General features: G+C 73.1%; 15 protein-coding genes. 11 read left to right on the top strand and 4 right to left on the bottom strand.

The window, feature by feature from the left end:
• Positions 1–24: 24 nt before the first annotated feature.
• From QEZ54_RS00675 to QEZ54_RS00660, 4 genes are all read left to right on the top strand, one after another.
• Positions 25–501: an NUDIX domain-containing protein gene (locus tag QEZ54_RS00675; protein WP_281302452.1), complete on the top strand. Its 477-nt coding sequence runs from the start codon at positions 25–27 to the stop codon at positions 499–501.
• The gene (locus tag QEZ54_RS00670) at positions 495–1,202 is read left to right on the top strand and encodes a ribonuclease HII (protein WP_348650496.1); all 708 of its coding nucleotides are present in this window, start codon (positions 495–497) and stop codon (positions 1,200–1,202) included. Before QEZ54_RS00675 ends, QEZ54_RS00670 begins: the two co-directional genes overlap by 7 nt.
• Before the next feature lie 100 nt (positions 1,203–1,302).
• Entirely contained in the window at positions 1,303–1,620 is a 318-nt protein-coding gene (locus QEZ54_RS00665; RefSeq protein ID WP_217393757.1) for a DUF2469 domain-containing protein, read from the top strand.
• Between the two features lie 311 nt (positions 1,621–1,931).
• On the top strand, positions 1,932–2,528 hold the full coding sequence (locus QEZ54_RS00660; protein ID WP_281303006.1) for a M23 family metallopeptidase: 597 nt from the start codon (positions 1,932–1,934) through the stop codon (positions 2,526–2,528).
• A 218-nt stretch (positions 2,529–2,746) separates the two neighbouring features.
• Here QEZ54_RS00660 and QEZ54_RS00655 read toward each other — a convergent pair whose 3' ends face one another.
• From QEZ54_RS00655 to QEZ54_RS00640, 4 genes are read right to left on the bottom strand one after another with little or no spacing between them, the layout of a single operon-like run.
• Positions 2,747–3,916, bottom strand: coding sequence for an aminotransferase class V-fold PLP-dependent enzyme (locus tag QEZ54_RS00655; protein ID WP_281302451.1), 1,170 nt, complete (start codon positions 3,914–3,916; stop codon positions 2,747–2,749).
• Between the two features lie 57 nt (positions 3,917–3,973).
• Positions 3,974–5,155, bottom strand: coding sequence for a DNA-processing protein DprA (dprA, locus tag QEZ54_RS00650; RefSeq protein WP_281302450.1), 1,182 nt, complete (start codon positions 5,153–5,155; stop codon positions 3,974–3,976).
• Positions 5,152–6,675 (bottom strand): YifB family Mg chelatase-like AAA ATPase, encoded by a 1,524-nt coding sequence (locus QEZ54_RS00645; RefSeq protein ID WP_281302449.1) that lies wholly within the window; start codon positions 6,673–6,675, stop codon positions 5,152–5,154. The genes dprA and QEZ54_RS00645 overlap by 4 nt, the downstream gene beginning before the upstream one ends.
• Before the next feature lies 1 nt (position 6,676).
• The gene (locus QEZ54_RS00640) at positions 6,677–7,036 is read right to left on the bottom strand and encodes a YraN family protein (protein WP_281302448.1); all 360 of its coding nucleotides are present in this window, start codon (positions 7,034–7,036) and stop codon (positions 6,677–6,679) included.
• A gap of 329 nt (positions 7,037–7,365) precedes the next feature.
• Here QEZ54_RS00640 and QEZ54_RS00635 point away from each other — a divergent pair, with 329 nt between their 5' ends.
• The 7 genes from QEZ54_RS00635 to rlmN all read left to right on the top strand — a co-directional run bounded on the left by QEZ54_RS00635 (position 7,366) and on the right by rlmN (position 14,270).
• A complete protein-coding gene (locus QEZ54_RS00635; RefSeq protein ID WP_281302447.1) occupies positions 7,366–8,199 on the top strand; it encodes a hypothetical protein in 834 nt (277 codons plus the stop codon).
• 238 nt (positions 8,200–8,437) lie between these two features.
• A complete protein-coding gene (rpsB, locus tag QEZ54_RS00630) occupies positions 8,438–9,277 on the top strand; it encodes a 30S ribosomal protein S2 (protein WP_281302446.1) in 840 nt (279 codons plus the stop codon).
• A 78-nt stretch (positions 9,278–9,355) separates the two neighbouring features.
• Complete coding sequence (gene tsf, locus QEZ54_RS00625; RefSeq protein WP_281302445.1) at positions 9,356–10,183, top strand: translation elongation factor Ts; 828 nt, start codon at positions 9,356–9,358, stop codon at positions 10,181–10,183.
• A 136-nt stretch (positions 10,184–10,319) separates the two neighbouring features.
• Positions 10,320–11,039, top strand: coding sequence for a UMP kinase (pyrH, locus tag QEZ54_RS00620; protein WP_281302444.1), 720 nt, complete (start codon positions 10,320–10,322; stop codon positions 11,037–11,039).
• A gap of 175 nt (positions 11,040–11,214) precedes the next feature.
• Complete coding sequence (gene frr / locus QEZ54_RS00615; RefSeq protein WP_217393740.1) at positions 11,215–11,772, top strand: ribosome recycling factor; 558 nt, start codon at positions 11,215–11,217, stop codon at positions 11,770–11,772.
• Positions 11,772–13,013: a phosphatidate cytidylyltransferase gene (locus tag QEZ54_RS00610; protein WP_281302443.1), complete on the top strand. Its 1,242-nt coding sequence runs from the start codon at positions 11,772–11,774 to the stop codon at positions 13,011–13,013. Before frr ends, QEZ54_RS00610 begins: the two co-directional genes overlap by 1 nt.
• Before the next feature lie 129 nt (positions 13,014–13,142).
• Positions 13,143–14,270 carry a 23S rRNA (adenine(2503)-C(2))-methyltransferase RlmN gene (rlmN, locus tag QEZ54_RS00605; RefSeq protein ID WP_281302442.1) on the top strand — a complete coding sequence of 376 codons (1,128 nt, stop codon included), beginning with the start codon at positions 13,143–13,145 and terminating at the stop codon, positions 14,268–14,270.
• Positions 14,271–14,334: the final 64 nt, after the last annotated feature.

Here is a 14,334-nt window from a genome sequence, read left to right as displayed (position 1 = left end):
CGCCGACGAACTAGGCTGCAGACCATGTCCACCCAGCCGCAGCAGCAGCCCCGCCTCCGGCGTGCCGGACGGGTGCTGCTGGTCGACGCGCGCGAGCGGGTGCTGCTGTTCCACGGCACCGACCCGCACCGGCCCCACGAGTCGTACTGGTTCACCCCCGGCGGCGGGCTCGACGTCGGCGAGACCACGGCCCAGGCGGCGGCCCGGGAGCTGTTCGAGGAGACGGGGCTGGCTGTGCCCGTCGACGGGCTGGGCCCGGTCGTGCACTCGCAGACCGCGCACTTCACCTTCGCCGGCGTCGCCTACCAGCAGGAACAAGACTTCTTCCTGGTACGGGTGGACAGTTGGAGCGTGGACACCAGCGGGTTCGACGAGGTGGAGCAGGCGGCGGTTGACGGCCACCGCTGGTGGAGCGTGCCCGAACTGAGCCAGACCGACGAGATGTACTACCCCGTCGAGCTGCCGTCGGTGCTGACCGCGCAGGGAGTGGCCGGGTGCTGACCCCCACGCGGCCGGTGCTCCGCTCCGAGAGCGGCCTCTACGCCCTGGAGCGGGCGCTGCAGCGGCGCGGCTTCGCCGTCGTCGCGGGCGCCGACGAGGCGGGCCGGGGCGCCTGCGCGGGGCCGCTGGTAGCCGCCGCGGCGGTCCTGCCGCCGGGCCGGCGGGGCGAGATCGAGGGGCTGACCGACTCGAAGCTGCTCACCGCGGCAGCCCGGGACCGGATCTTCGACCGGGTGGTCGCGGTGGCCTCGGCGTACGCGGTGATCGTGATCGAGGCGCCCGAGATCGACGCCCGGGGCCTGCACGTGTGCAACCTCGCCGCGATGCGCCGGGCGCTGGCCGCGCTGACCGTGCGCCCGTCGTACGTGCTGTCCGACGGCTTCCCCGTCGACGGGGTCGGCGTGCCGGGGCTGGCGGTGTGGAAGGGCGACCAGGTCGCGGCGTGCGTGGCGGCGGCGAGCGTGCTCGCCAAGGTGTCCCGTGACCGGATCATGACGCAGCTCGATATGGTGTACCCCCAGTACGGCTTCGCGGTGCACAAGGGGTACAGCACGGCTGAGCACACGGCCGCGCTGGAGCGGTTCGGGCCCAGCCCGGTGCACCGGCACTCGTACCAGAACGTCGCACGGGCGATGGATCGTGACGGTTCGGGCGTTACCCCACGGGGGCGCGCCGCGGGCGGTCCGGTCGTGCCGGTGTGACCCGGCTGACGTCCCACGGCCGCCGTCCGTGGCTAACGCGCGTGCCGTGCCGCGGCGGGGTACGGTTTCTCGGCAGGATGTGGCCGCAGGAGGGCGAACGATGAGCGCAGAGGATCTCGAGAAGTACGAGACCGACATGGAGCTGCAGCTCTACCGGGAGTATCGCGACATCGTGCGCCAATTCTCCTACGTGGTGGAGACCGAGCGCCGGTTCTACCTGGCCAACCAGGTGGACCTGCACGTGCGCAACTCCGACGGAGAGGTCTACTTCGAGGTCGAGATGCACGACGCGTGGGTGTGGGACATGTACCGTCCCGCGCGGTTCGTGAAGAACGTCCGGGTGATGACGTTCAAGGACGTGAACGTCGAGGAGCTGGAGAAGCCCGACATCTCGGTCCCGGCCGAGGGCGGTTTCTGAGGCGGGCTAGCACACCGCGGGCATGATCGGGCGGCTGTCCCCAAGGCGGGCGCCGTCCACAGGAGGCCGGGCCGGCCCGTCGCGCCCCGGCACCCCGAGGCAGCAGCCTCGGCTGCATGACATCGAACGAAACGGTCCGGCTCCGCCGGGGCCGGACCGCCGCCCTGCTGCTCACCCTCCTGCCACTCGCGCCCGCCGCCTCCGCCGGGGCCGCCGCCTCCGCCGGGTCGCCTCCGGCCGCCGCATCCGTCTCGGCCGGGTCGCCTGGGACCGCCGCCACCGTCTCCGTCGCCGCCTCAGCCCGGTCGCCTATGGCTGCCGCGACCGTCTCCGTCGCCGCCTCGGCTGGGTCGCCTCTGGCCGCCGTGCCAGCCTCGGTCGCCACACCGAGCGGATGGCTTCCCGCCGTCGCGCACGTCGCGGTCGAGGTCGCGCCGCAGGCTCTCACCTTCCGGTCCGCGGTGCCGGCGGCCGCGCGTGCCGCCGTGGCCCGCCTGGGCACCTGGCGCTGGCCGGTGGACGGCACACCGCGGCCGGTGCGCGGGTTCGACCCGCCGCCGCAGCCGTGGCTGCCCGGCCACCGAGGAGTGGACCTCGCCGCCCAGCCGGGAGACCCGGTCCGCGCCGCCGGTGCCGGAGTGGTCCGCTACGCGGGCACGCTAGCCGGGCGGGGCGTCGTCAGCGTGACCCATCCCGACGGCCTCATCACGACGTACGAGCCCGTGCAGCCCTCGGTCTGGGCAGGAGAGCCGGTCGGCCCCGGAGCCGTGCTCGGCACGCTCTCACCGGGCCACCCCGGCTGCGCGGCCGCCGCCTGCCTCCACTGGGGCCTGCGCCGGGGCGCCGCCTACCTGGACCCTCTCGCCGTCCTCGGCGTGGCCCGCGTCCGCCTCCTGCCCACCCGCTGACGGACCGGATCGCTGGGCCGCCGGGTCGCTGGGCGGGTCGCCGGGTCGGCCCGGCGCCACGGGCGCTGCGGGCGGTGCGAGCGGTGCCGGCGGTGCGGGCGGTGCAGTTTCGGGGAAAGTGCTGGAAAGGGCGCCTTGATTCGTGCACTTTCCCCGAAACTGCAGCCGCGCCTCCGCGCCTCCGCGCCTCCGCGCCTCCGCGCGGCGGGTGGGGTGGGTCAGCGGAGGAGGGCGGGGAGGGTTTCGGCGAGGCGGTCGTACTCGGCGGCGTGGTTGTAGATCTGGGCGCTGAGGCGGACGAAGAGGCGGTCGCGCCAGGACGTCACGTTCACCTCGGCGTGCAGCTCGTCGCTGATGCGGGCGCGCAGGCGGGACCCTTCGGCGTGCCCGGAGGCCACGTGCGCGGGCACCGGCAGGACCCGCATGCTGATGCCCGGACCCGGGTCGGCGAACCCGGCCGGGTCCAGCCCCAGCGCCCGTCCGACGACGTACTGGCCGTACGCGGCGAGCCGGGCGTTGTGGCGGCGGATCGTGTCGGCGCCGTAGCGGTCGAACACCTCCAGGCCGACGGGGGCGGCCAGCCAGGTGCTGTAGTCGAGGGTGCCCTGCTGCTCGATGCAGGCCGGGAATCCGTCGGGCTGCCCGTGCGACACCACCAGCGGCACCATCCGGTCCCGCCACTGCTCGGCGACCTGCAGCACCGCGGTGCCGCCGGGCGCGAACGCCCACTTGTGCATGTTGCCGACCCAGAAGTCGGCGTCGCAGGCGGCGGGGCGGTCCAGCATGCCGGGCGCGTGCGCGGCGTCGACCAGCAGCGGCACCCCGCGTTCGCGCAGTCGCGCCGCGATCTCGGCGACCGGGTGCAGCTGCGCGGTCGCCGAGGAGATCTGGTCGACGATCACCAGCCGGGTGCGCGGCCCGACCCGGGACAGCACCGCCTCGACCGCCTCCTCGTCGGACGCCCCGAGCTCGATCGGCGCCGTGACGATCCGTACGCCCCGGCGGCGCCGCTGCTCCGCCAGGGACAGGCTCACCGCGTTGTACCCGTGGTCGGTGGCCACGATCTCGTCGTCGGGGCCCAGGTCGAGCGCGGCCAGCGCCAGCGCGGCGCCCGCGGTGGCGTTGGGCACCAGCGCGCTGCGACCGGGGTCGGCGCCGCAGAACTCCGCCAGCGGCGCGCGTGCCTGGTCCACGCGGTCCAGCAGCACCTTGTTGATGAAGAGGGTCGGGTTGGCGTCGTGCTCCTCCTGGACGGCCCGCCGGGCGCGGGCTACCGCCAGCGGCACCGCCCCGAACGAACCGTGGTTGAAGTGGGCGTACGCCGGGTCCAGTGCGAACAGCTCGCGTGCTCCGGGCAGCGGCTCCGGAGGGGTCGAAGCGTCGATCATGTACCCGGAGTCTACGGCTCCGCCCCCGCCGTACGCCCGCACGAATCGGCTCGTGCCTCACGCCCGGGCGAAGCCGCCCGCCTGCTCGCGCAGGTGCCCGCGCAGCGCCAGCGACGGCAGCTTCGCCAGCGCCTCGCGCAGCGGCACGCCCGCCTCGTACGCGAGCTGGCTCGCCGCGGCGGCGCCCCGGCGCGGTGCCGCGTCCACCAGCTGCCGCTCCACCGGGTCGAGCGCGTCCAGCGACTGCTCCCGGCCGCGCGGCACCGGGGCCAGCTCGCCGACCCCGCCCACCTCCTCCAGCACGTGCTCGACCGAGGCGACCGCGCGCACCGACTCGTGCGGGTCGCGGCGCAGCTCCTCGTGGCAGCCGACCGAGTTCTCCGAGGTCACCGGGCCGGGCACGGCCATCGCGGCGCGATTGAGCTGGCGCGCCCGGCGCAGCGTCTGCCGGGCTCCGCTGCGCGCGGCCGCCTCGACCAGCACCGTCCCGCGCGCCAACGCCGCGATGACCCGGTTGCGCACCAGGAACCGCACCTTGAACGGGGCGGTGCCCGGCGGCCACTCGCTGATCAGCAGCCCCTGCTCGGCGATCTGCTCGAACAGCGCGCTGTTGCTCGTCGGGTACGGCCGGTCCACCCCGCAGGCCAGCACCGACACGGTGAGCCCGCCCGCGGCCAGCGCCGCCCGGTGCGCCACCGCGTCGATGCCGTAGGCGCCGCCGGAGATCACCGTCCAACCCCGATCGGCCAGCCCGTAGCCGAACTCCGCGGCCACGTGCGCGCCGTACACGGTGTTGGCGCGCGAGCCGACCAGGGCCACCGAGCGGGCCGCCACCTCGTGCAGCTCGTGCGGGCCGCGTACCCACAGGCACTGCGGCGGGTAGGTGTCGCGGTCGATCGTGTCGCGCCCCTCGACGCTGATGTGCCGCAGATCGTCGAGCTGCGCGGGCCACTGCGCCGACTCCGGCGTCACGATGCGCACGCCCAGCCGGGCACCGCGTTCGGCCAGCGCCGCCGCGATCGCGGCCGGGTCGCGCCCGTTGAGCCGGACCGCCGCCGCCTCGGCCAGCGGCCCGGTGACCGCCCCGCCGGCCAGCCGGGCCAGCGCCTCCACCGGGCCGTGCGCCCGGACCAGCTCGTACAGCTGCCTGCCACCGGGTTCGACCAGTGCGCCCAGCACCAGCCGCGCGTCGCGGACCTGCCGCTCGTCGCTGCCCAGGCGGTCGTCTGCGCTCGTCATTGCCAGCTCCCTCTGCGTAGTTCCAGCGCGATGTTGATCTCCTCTTTGCCGGGTCGGTCCAGCCCGGCCAGATCGCCCAAGGTCCAGGCGACCCGGAGCACGCGGTCGAAGCCGCGCGCCGACAGCACGCCCTGGTCCAGGCGCTTGCGCAGCTCCCAGGTGACCGGCTCGGGCAGCTTCCAGCGCCGCCGCCGCAGCACCGTGCCGGGCACCTCGGCGTTGGTACGCACCTCCAGCTCGGCGGCCCAGCGCGCGACCGCCGCCGCGCGGGCGTCGGCCACCCGCGCGGCGACGGTTCGCGACGGTTCGCGCGGCGCCGACTCGGTGAACAGGTGGGCCGCCTTCAGCGGCGGCAGTTCGAGCTGGATGTCGATGCGGTCCAGCAGCGGCCCGGAGACCCGGCCCCGGTAGCGGCGCTTGGTGTGCGCGGTGCAGCCGCAGGCGACGTCCCCGGCGGGCCGGGCGCAGGGGCAGGGGTTCGCGGCCAGCACCAGCTGCACCCGGGCCGGGTACGCCACCACGCCGCGCGAGCGCCCGAGCGTGATGATCCCGTCCTCCAGGGGCTGGCGCAGCGAGTCCAGCGCGTGCCGGGTGAACTCCGGCGCCTCGTCCAGGAACAGCACCCCCCGGTGGGCCAGCGACAGCGCGCCCGGCCGGGGCACCCCGCTGCCGCCGCCGACCAGGGCCGCCACCGAGGCGGTATGGTGCGGCGCCTGGTACGGCGGCCGCCGCACCAGCGGTGCCCCCGGGGCGAGCACCCCGGCGATCGAGTGCAGCGCGGTCACCTCCAGCGCCGCCCCGTCGTCCAGCCGCGGCAGCAGCGACGGCAGCCGCTGCGCCAGCATCGTCTTGCCCGCGCCCGGCGCCCCGAACAGCGCCAGGTGGTGCCCGCCCGCGGCGGCCACCTCGACCGCGAGCCGCCCCATGTCCTGCCCGGCCACATCGGCCAGGTCGAGTTCGGCGGCGGCGGGCGGGCCGGCCACGGGCGGTGGATCGGGCAGCGCGGTGATGCCCCGGATGTGGGCGGTGACGGCCGCGAGGCTGTCGGCGGCGTACACCCGTACGCCGGGGACCAGCGCGGCCTCGGCGGCGTTGGCCGTGGGCACCACCGCCTCGACCGCGCCGGCCCGGGCGGCGGCCGCGACCATCGGCAGCACCCCGCGCACCGGCCGGACCTCGCCGTCCAGCCCCAGTTCGCCCAGCACGAGCACGCCGTCCAGGGCCGCCAGCGGCAGCGTGCCGGTGCCGCCGAGCACAGCCAGGGCCATGCTCAAATCGAAGCCGGAGCCTCGTTTCCGCAGGTCGGCCGGGTACAGGTTGATGATGATCCGGCGCATCGGCCAGGTCTCGCCGGAGTTGGTGATCGCGGCGCGGACCCGTTCGCGGGCCTCGTTCAGGGCCGAGTCGGGCAGCCCGGTGACGGTGACGCCAGGCAGGCCGTCGGCGAGCATCGCCTCGACCTCCACCAGCTCGCCGGTGACGCCGTCGAGCCCGGCGCAGAGCACCCGTGCGTAGCTCATCTCAGAACGCGCCGCGGATGTGGTCGACGACGGGCTCGGTGTCGCGCTGGGCGCGCACGCTGACCACGTCGAAGCGCACCTCCGACGGGCGGATGCCGCTGACGGCGAGCCACTGGGTGGCCAGGTGTCGCAGTTTGCGGACCTTCGCCCAGCCGACGGCCTCGGCGGGTGTGCCGTACACGGTGCCGCGTCTGGTCTTGACCTCGCAGAACACCAGTGCGTTCCCGTCGCGGGCGATGATGTCGATCTCGCCGCCCGCGCCGCGCCAGTTGCGGTCGAGCACCACCATGCCCGCCGCCACCAGGTGCGCGGCCGCCAGCCGTTCGCCCCAGGCCCCGAGTGCCTGCCTCACCTTCGTCATGCCGCAGACCCTGCGTCCGGGACGGCCCCCACCGCACGCCGTGCCGCGGCTCGCCTGTGGACACCGCCCCGCTTGGGGACGACCACCCGATCAAGCCCGCCATCTGCTAACGCGCCGCGCGCGCCCCTGCGCCGGTGGAGGGTGCAGTTTCGGGGAAAGTGCAGGAATCGCGGCCAAGATTCCTGCACTTTCCCCGAAACTGCACCAACGAACGTGGCGGGGGCGGGGGCGGGGGAGAGGGCAGGGTGGGCGGGAACTCTGCCTGACGGTGTGATTGATGTTTCACGGCCGTTGGCGCCGGCGCGAGTTCTCCTCTACGGTTTGCGCCCGTGGACGGACGTGACGATTTCGCCGACTGGAGTTCCTACCGAGAGCCGCGTGGCGGCCGGGACGACCGCGGGAGCCGCGACGAGCGGCGGGGCTCGGACCAGTACGGCTACGACTTCGACCTCGAGGGCGAGGCCCGCGTGCCCGCGCCCCGCTCGGGCGACGCGCGCTACGCCTCGCTGGCCGAACTGAGCGAGCGCGGCGCTGAACGCGGTACCGAGCGCGGCGCCGACCGGGCCCCGGAGCGGGGTGCCGAGCGCCCGCGCGGCCGGGACCGCGAGCGCGAGTGGGACCGGGGCGGGGACCGCTTCCCGGTGCCGGTGGACCCCGACTTCGCCCCGCGCGGGGCGCGCTCGGGCGAGCCGCTGCCCCCGCCGCCCGGGCCCATGCCGGCCGCGCCGATGGGTGCGCCGATGGGCGGCCCGATGCCGGGTTCGCCCATGGGCGGGCAGACCTACCCCGACCCGGAGCCGCTGCGCCAGCGCACGGAGACCGTGGACGCCGCCGCCGTGCGGCGTTCGGTGGCCGAGTCCGACGGCGTGTACCGCAGCAAGCGCCCCGCACTGGCCGTCGCGTTCGGCGTCTTCGCCGGTCTGGGCGGGCTGCTGATGCTGCGCTCGCTGCTCACCGGGCTGAGCCACGTCGAGCCGGGCCGGGCGCTCGCGCCGCTGCTGGCGCTGGTGGCGTTCCCGCTGCTGGGCCTCGGCCTGTACGCGCTGACCACCGGTGCGGCGACCGCGGTGCAGTTCCAGGGCCCCCGGGTCTGGCTGCGCACGCCGCTGGTCTACCTGGTCGTCGGCGCGGCCCTCATGCTGGCCGCCGCGTCGGCGGCATAGCCAGGGCGGTGTCCCGGGGGAGAGTGACCCGGGGCACCGCGTACACTGGATGAACGCGACCACCTAGGTGGTCGACTTCGCGCGCCCTCCCACCTGTCACAGGTTGGGCGTCGGCCTCCCTGGTCCCCGTGGTGGGTCCCATCCTGGCCGACGACCGGGCGCCAGGCGGCGGCCGCCGGCCGTCGGCACAACCAGGGAGCGCACGGGCCTTCGCCCGTGCCGAGAGACAGGCAGACACATGGCTGTTGTCAGCATGCGCCAGCTGCTCGAAAGCGGCGTTCACTTCGGGCACCAGACCCGTCGTTGGAACCCGAAGATGAAGCGCTTCATCTTCACCGAGCGCAACGGCATCTACATCATCGACCTGCGCCAGACCCTCGACTACATCGAGAAGGCGTACAGCTTCGTCCGCAACACCGTCGCCGAGGGCGGCAGCGTGCTGTTCGTCGGCACGAAGAAGCAGGCCCAGGAGGCTGTGGCCGAGCAGGCCGCGCGCGTGGGCATGCCGTACGTGAACCACCGCTGGCTGGGCGGCATGCTCACCAACTTCCAGACGGTCTACAAGCGGCTGCAGCGGATGAAGGAGCTGGAGTCGATCGACCTGACCGGCACCGCCGCGGGGTACACCAAGAAGGAGACCCTGCAGCTGTCGCGGGAGAAGACCAAGCTCACCAAGACCCTCGGTGGTCTGCGGGACATGCAGAAGCTGCCGTCCGCGGTCTGGATCGTGGACACCAAGAAGGAGCACATCGCCGTCGACGAGGCCCGCAAGCTGGGCATCCCGGTGATCGCGATCCTGGACACCAACTGCGACCCGGACGAGGTCGACTTCCCGATCCCGGGCAACGACGACGCGATCCGCTCGGCCGAGCTGCTGACCAAGGTCATCGCGACCGCGGTCGCCGACGGCCTGATCGCCCGCTCGGGCAAGGCGTCCCGTGGCGGCGACGTCAAGCCGGAGCCCGGCACCGTCGCGGCCGACGAGCCGCTGGCGGAGTGGGAGCAGGAGCTGCTGACCGGTGACAAGCCGGCCGAGGCCGCCCCCGCCGCCGAGGCTGCGCCCGCCGCCGCTGAGTGACCCGCTGTCACACGGTGCGGGTGAACAGCCCGCACCGTGTGGTACGACTTGCGAAGTCTTCTACCAAAGAGGGAACTGATGTCCACTATCTCCGCCGCAGACGTCAAGCGGCTCCGTGAGCTGACCGGCTCCGGCATGATGGACTGCAAGAAGGCGCTCGAGGAGGCCGAGGGCGACTTCGACAAGGCTGTGGAGATCCTCCGCGTCAAGGGCGCGAAGGATGTCGGCAAGCGTGCCGGCCGCTCCACCGCCAACGGTCTGGTCGCCCACTCGGGCAACGCGCTGCTCGAGCTCAACTGCGAGACCGACTTCGTGGCCAAGAACGACGCGTTCATCGCGCTGGCCGAGCAGCTGGTGGCGCACATCGCCGCCACCAAGCCGGCCGACCTGGACGCGCTCTTCGCGACCAAGATCGACAACCAGACGGTGGCCGACCTGATCCAGGACCAGTCCGCCAAGATCGGTGAGAAGCTGGCCGTCGGCCGCTTCGCCGTGCTCGATGGCGACATCGCCGTCTACCTGCACCGCAAGAGCGCCGACCTGCCCCCGCAGGTGGGCGTCGCGGTGGAGTTCAGCGGCAAGAACGACGAGGCTGCCGCCGACGACGCCCGCGCCGTCGCGATGCAGATCGCGGCCATGCGGCCCAAGTACGTCACCCGCGAGCAGGTGCCCGCGGAGGTCGTCGAGTCGGAGCGTCGCATCGCCGAGCAGACCGCGATCGAGGAGGGCAAGCCGGCGGCCGCCCTGCCCAAGATCATCGAGGGCCGGGTGAACTCGTTCTTCAAGGACTTCGTCCTGGTCGAGCAGGCGTCGGTCACCGACCAGAAGAAGACCGTCAAGCAGGTGCTGGCCGAGGCCGGTATCGAGGTCACCCGCTTCGAGCGGTTCGAGGTCGGCCAGGCCTGATCTCGCCGCGGCGGGCCTCGTGCCCGCCTGGGGTGATACGCACGAACACGGGGAGGTTGCTGGTGTCCGCCACGACCTCCCCGTGCCATATCGTCTGCCGGGAGAGGGCAGGCGGACCGCAGCAGAAGGGGCGCTGATGTCGGGTCACCAGTTCAACCGGGTGGTGCTGAAGCTTTCGGGCGAGGTCTTCGGCGGAGGCGAGGTCGGCGTCGATCCTGACGTCGTGGCCGGGATCGCCCGCCAGATCGCGGTGGTGGTCCGCCGCGGCATCCAGGTCGCCGTGGTCGTCGGCGGCGGCAACTTCTTCCGCGGCGCCGAACTGCAGCGGCGCGGCATGGACCGGGCCCGCGCCGACTACATGGGCATGCTGGGCACGGTCATGAACTGCCTGGCGCTGCAGGACTTCCTGGAGAAGGAAGGCATCGAGACCCGGGTCCAGACCGCCATCACCATGGCGCAGGTGGCCGAGCAGTACATCCCGCTGCGGGCGATCCGGCACCTGGAGAAGGGCCGCGTGGTCATCTTCGGCGCGGGCGCCGGCATGCCGTACTTCACCACCGACACGGTTTCGGCGCAGCGCGCGCTGGAGATCCGGTCCGACGTGGTGCTGCTGAGCAAGAACGGCGTGGACGGCGTGTACACCGCCGACCCGCGCACCAACCCCGACGCGGTGAAGCTCGACACGGTCACCTTCGGCGAGGTGCTGCGCCAGAACCTGCGGGTGGCCGACGCCGCCGCGTTCAGCCTGTGCCACGACAACGGCCTGCCGATGCTGGTCTTCGGTGCGGAGGGCGACGACACGATCGTGCGCGCGGTCGCCGGCGACAAGATCGGTACCCTGATCACGGCGGACTAGGGTCCGGCGGCCCCGCCCCCGGGGCCGACCTTCCGCGAGCCCTCAGGGCTCGGGCGGTACCCTATGGCCGCGCGGCGACGTGCCCGGTAACGGCGGGTTGCGCCGCTGGATGTACGTTACGCCGCCGGCAGGCGGATGATCGAAGACAGAGCACCGAGACGAGACGGAGAAGCCCGTGATCGACGACACGCTCCTCGAGGCCGAGGAGAAGATGGACCGGGCGGTCGAGCACGCGAAGGAGGAGTTCGCGGCGATCCGGACCGGCCGGGCCAACGCGGCGATGTTCTCCAAGATCGTGATCGACTACTACGGCACGCCCACGCCGCTGCCGCAGATGGCGTCGATCGGCGTGCCGGAGCCCCGCATGGTGATCATCAAGCCGTACGACACCTCGCAGATCGGCGCCATGGAGCGGGCGATCCGCGACTCCGACCTGGGTGTCAACCCGGGCAACGAGGGTACCCAGCTGCGCATCATGGTCCCGCCGATGACCGAGGAGCGCCGCCGCGACATGACCAAGATCGCGCGGGCCAAGGGCGAGGACGCCAAGGTCGCGGTGCGCAACGTGCGCCGCAAGGCCAAGGAGGAGCTCGACCGCATCGTCAAGGACGGTGAGGCCGGCGAGGACGACGGGCGCCGCGCGGAGAAGGAGCTCGACGATCTGACCGGCAAGTACGTCGCGCACATCGACGAGCTCATCAAGCACAAGGAAGCCGAGCTGCTCGAAGTCTGATGAGCCACTCCTACGACCCGGACCCTCGCCGGTCCGACGCCACCCGGGCGCGGCACCCCTACGATGCCGCGCCCGACGCGTATTCCGCGTCCTCCGACGGCTACGGCCCCGCCGACCGCGACCCTTCCGATCGCGGCTACGGCCGCGCCGAGGGTCGGGACCGCGGCTACGACGCCGAGGGCCGGGACTACCGCTCCGGTGACCGCGGCTACGACTCGCGGGATCGCGACCACGGATCCGACGACCGCGATCGCGCGCGTCCGGATCAGGGCTACCGGGCGGCGGACCGGGAGTACGGTCACGCCGATCGCGGCTACGAGACCGATCGCGGGTACGACACCGGCCGCGGTGACGAGTCCACCGGCCGGCGGTACCGCCGGGAGGAGCCCGTGGCGGCGCCCGCGCCGGCCGAGGAGGCCAAGCGCGACTACGGCCGGGCCGGGCGCAACGTGCCCGTCTCCATCGCCGTCGCCGTCGGCCTGCTCGTGGTCATCCTGGCCCCGCTGTTCTTCGCCAAGCCGCTCTTCCTGGTGATCCTGGTCGCCGCGGCGGGTCTGGGCGTCTGGGAGATGACCCGGGCCCTGGCCACGTCCGGGGCGAAGCCGCCGCTGATCCCGCTGCTCGCGGGCGGTACCGCGATGATTTGCCTGGCCTGGTTCTCCGGGGTCGAGGCGCTCAGCATCGGCCTGCTGGTCACGGTGCTGGCCACGATGGTCTGGCGGATGGGCGACGGCCCGGCGGGCTACCAGCGCGACATCGGCGCCGCGGCGCTGATCATCGTGTACGTCCCGTTCCTGCTCTCCTTCGCCGCCCCGCTGACCACCCCCGACGACGGCAAGTGGCGCATCCTGGCCACGCTGGCGGCGGTGGTGCTCTCCGACACCGGCGGGTTCGTGGCGGGCGTGCTGTTCGGCAAGCACCCGATGGCGCCGACGATCAGCCCGAAGAAGTCCTGGGAGGGCTTCGCGGGCTCCATCGTGGCCACCGCGGCGGGCAGCGCCGCGATCCTGTGGGCGCTGCTGGACCTGGCGCCCTGGTGGGGTGCGCTGTTCGGGGTGCTCGTCTCGATCGCGGCGGTCCTGGGCGACCTGGCCGAGTCGCTGCTGAAGCGGGACCTCGGCATCAAGGACATGAGCAACATCCTGCCGGGCCACGGCGGGATCATGGACCGGCTGGACTCGATCGTGTTCGCGGTGCCGACGGCGTACCTGTTGCTGTCCGTGCTCGTCCCGACGGCCTGAGCCGGAACAGACGGAAGCCCGACAGAGGTGAGGTCGGCCACAGGGAACGCCTGCTGAACGCCGTCAGCAGCACGGTTGGCACCCTCGGGGGCTGTCGGGCGGGTACGGACGTGGGACACTGGACCGGTCATGACGAGCCTGCCCTTGATCTCAGTTACCGATGGTGACGGCGCCAACCCGCGCCGTGCGTCCATGCCGCCGCGCCACCTGGCCGACCTCGACCTGTCCGAACGACGGACCGCCGTCGCCGAGCTGGGCGAGCAGCCGTTCCGCGCCGGCCAGCTGTCGACGCACTACTTCGGGCGGCTGGAGCGTGATCCGGCGAAGATGACCGACATCCCGGCCGCCGCGCGCGAGCGCCTGGCCGGGGACCTGATGCCCCGACTGCTCACTCCCGTCCGCGAGTTGACCTGCGACGACGGCGACACCCGCAAGGCGCTGTGGCGGCTGCACGACGGCTCGCTGGTCGAGAGCGTGCTGATGGGGTATGGCGACCGGGTGACCGTCTGCATCTCCAGCCAGGCCGGGTGCGGCATGGCCTGCCCGTTCTGCGCCACCGGGCAGGCGGGCCTGACCCGCAACCTGTCCACCGCCGAGATCGTGGACCAGGTCGTCTACCTGGCGGGCGTGGCCGCCTCGGGCGTGATGCACGGGACGCCGCGCCGCCTGAGCAACGTCGTCTTCATGGGCATGGGCGAGCCGCTGGCCAACTACAGCCGCGTCATCGCGGCGGTGCGCCGGCTCACCAGCCCCGCGCCGGAGGGCCTGGGCCTGTCCCAGCGCCACGTCACGGTGTCGACCGTGGGCCTGGTTCCCGCGATGCGCAAGCTGGCGGATGAGGATCTCTCCGTTACCCTTGCGCTCTCGCTGCACGCGCCTGATGATGACCTTCGCGATGAACTGGTGCCGGTGAACCAGCGCTGGAAGGTGGCCGAGGTGCTCGACGCGGCCTGGGCCTACGCCGACCGCACGGGCCGCCGGGTGAGCATCGAGTACGCCATGATCAGGGATGTGAACGATCAGCCGTGGCGGGCCGACCTGCTGGGTCGCCTGCTGTCGGGGCGGCTGGCACACGTCAATCTCATCCCGCTCAATCCGACACCGGGTAGCAAGTGGGACGCCAGTCCCAAGCCGGTGGAGCGGGAGTTCGTCCGGCGGTTGCGCGCCGCCGGAGTGCCGACTACGGTGCGTGACACCCGTGGTCGTGAGATCGACGGCGCATGTGGGCAGTTGGCTGCGAGCGAGGTTGAGGCATGAGCACGGAGCACGGTATGAGTGAGGTCCCGGGCATGAGCGAGCGTAGCGAGCGAATCATGAGCGC

The sequence above is a fragment of the Catellatospora sp. KI3 genome (genome assembly GCF_029948125.1).
Lineage (GTDB): Bacteria > Actinomycetota > Actinomycetes > Mycobacteriales > Micromonosporaceae > Catellatospora.
The sequence above is the reverse complement of the archived record's forward strand: the minus strand, read 5'-3'. Positions and strand labels throughout refer to the sequence as shown.

What these genes read in the sequence shown, in the direction of transcription:
- rlmN (WP_281302442.1), top strand. Translation starts at nt 13,143, where the DNA reads ATGACGAGCCTGCCCTTGATCTCAGTTACCGATGGTGACGGCGCCAAC.
- QEZ54_RS00675 (WP_281302452.1), top strand. Translation starts at nt 25, where the DNA reads ATGTCCACCCAGCCGCAGCAGCAGCCCCGCCTCCGGCGTGCCGGACGG.
- QEZ54_RS00655 (WP_281302451.1), bottom strand. Translation starts at nt 3,916, where the DNA reads ATGATCGACGCTTCGACCCCTCCGGAGCCGCTGCCCGGAGCACGCGAG.
- rpsB (WP_281302446.1), top strand. Translation starts at nt 8,438, where the DNA reads ATGGCTGTTGTCAGCATGCGCCAGCTGCTCGAAAGCGGCGTTCACTTC.
- QEZ54_RS00660 (WP_281303006.1), top strand. Translation starts at nt 1,932, where the DNA reads ATGGCTGCCGCGACCGTCTCCGTCGCCGCCTCGGCTGGGTCGCCTCTG.
- dprA (WP_281302450.1), bottom strand. Translation starts at nt 5,155, where the DNA reads ATGACGAGCGCAGACGACCGCCTGGGCAGCGACGAGCGGCAGGTCCGC.
- QEZ54_RS00640 (WP_281302448.1), bottom strand. Translation starts at nt 7,036, where the DNA reads ATGACGAAGGTGAGGCAGGCACTCGGGGCCTGGGGCGAACGGCTGGCG.
- tsf (WP_281302445.1), top strand. Translation starts at nt 9,356, where the DNA reads ATGTCCACTATCTCCGCCGCAGACGTCAAGCGGCTCCGTGAGCTGACC.
- pyrH (WP_281302444.1), top strand. Translation starts at nt 10,320, where the DNA reads ATGTCGGGTCACCAGTTCAACCGGGTGGTGCTGAAGCTTTCGGGCGAG.
- QEZ54_RS00610 (WP_281302443.1), top strand. Translation starts at nt 11,772, where the DNA reads ATGAGCCACTCCTACGACCCGGACCCTCGCCGGTCCGACGCCACCCGG.
- QEZ54_RS00665 (WP_217393757.1), top strand. Translation starts at nt 1,303, where the DNA reads ATGAGCGCAGAGGATCTCGAGAAGTACGAGACCGACATGGAGCTGCAG.
- QEZ54_RS00645 (WP_281302449.1), bottom strand. Translation starts at nt 6,675, where the DNA reads ATGAGCTACGCACGGGTGCTCTGCGCCGGGCTCGACGGCGTCACCGGC.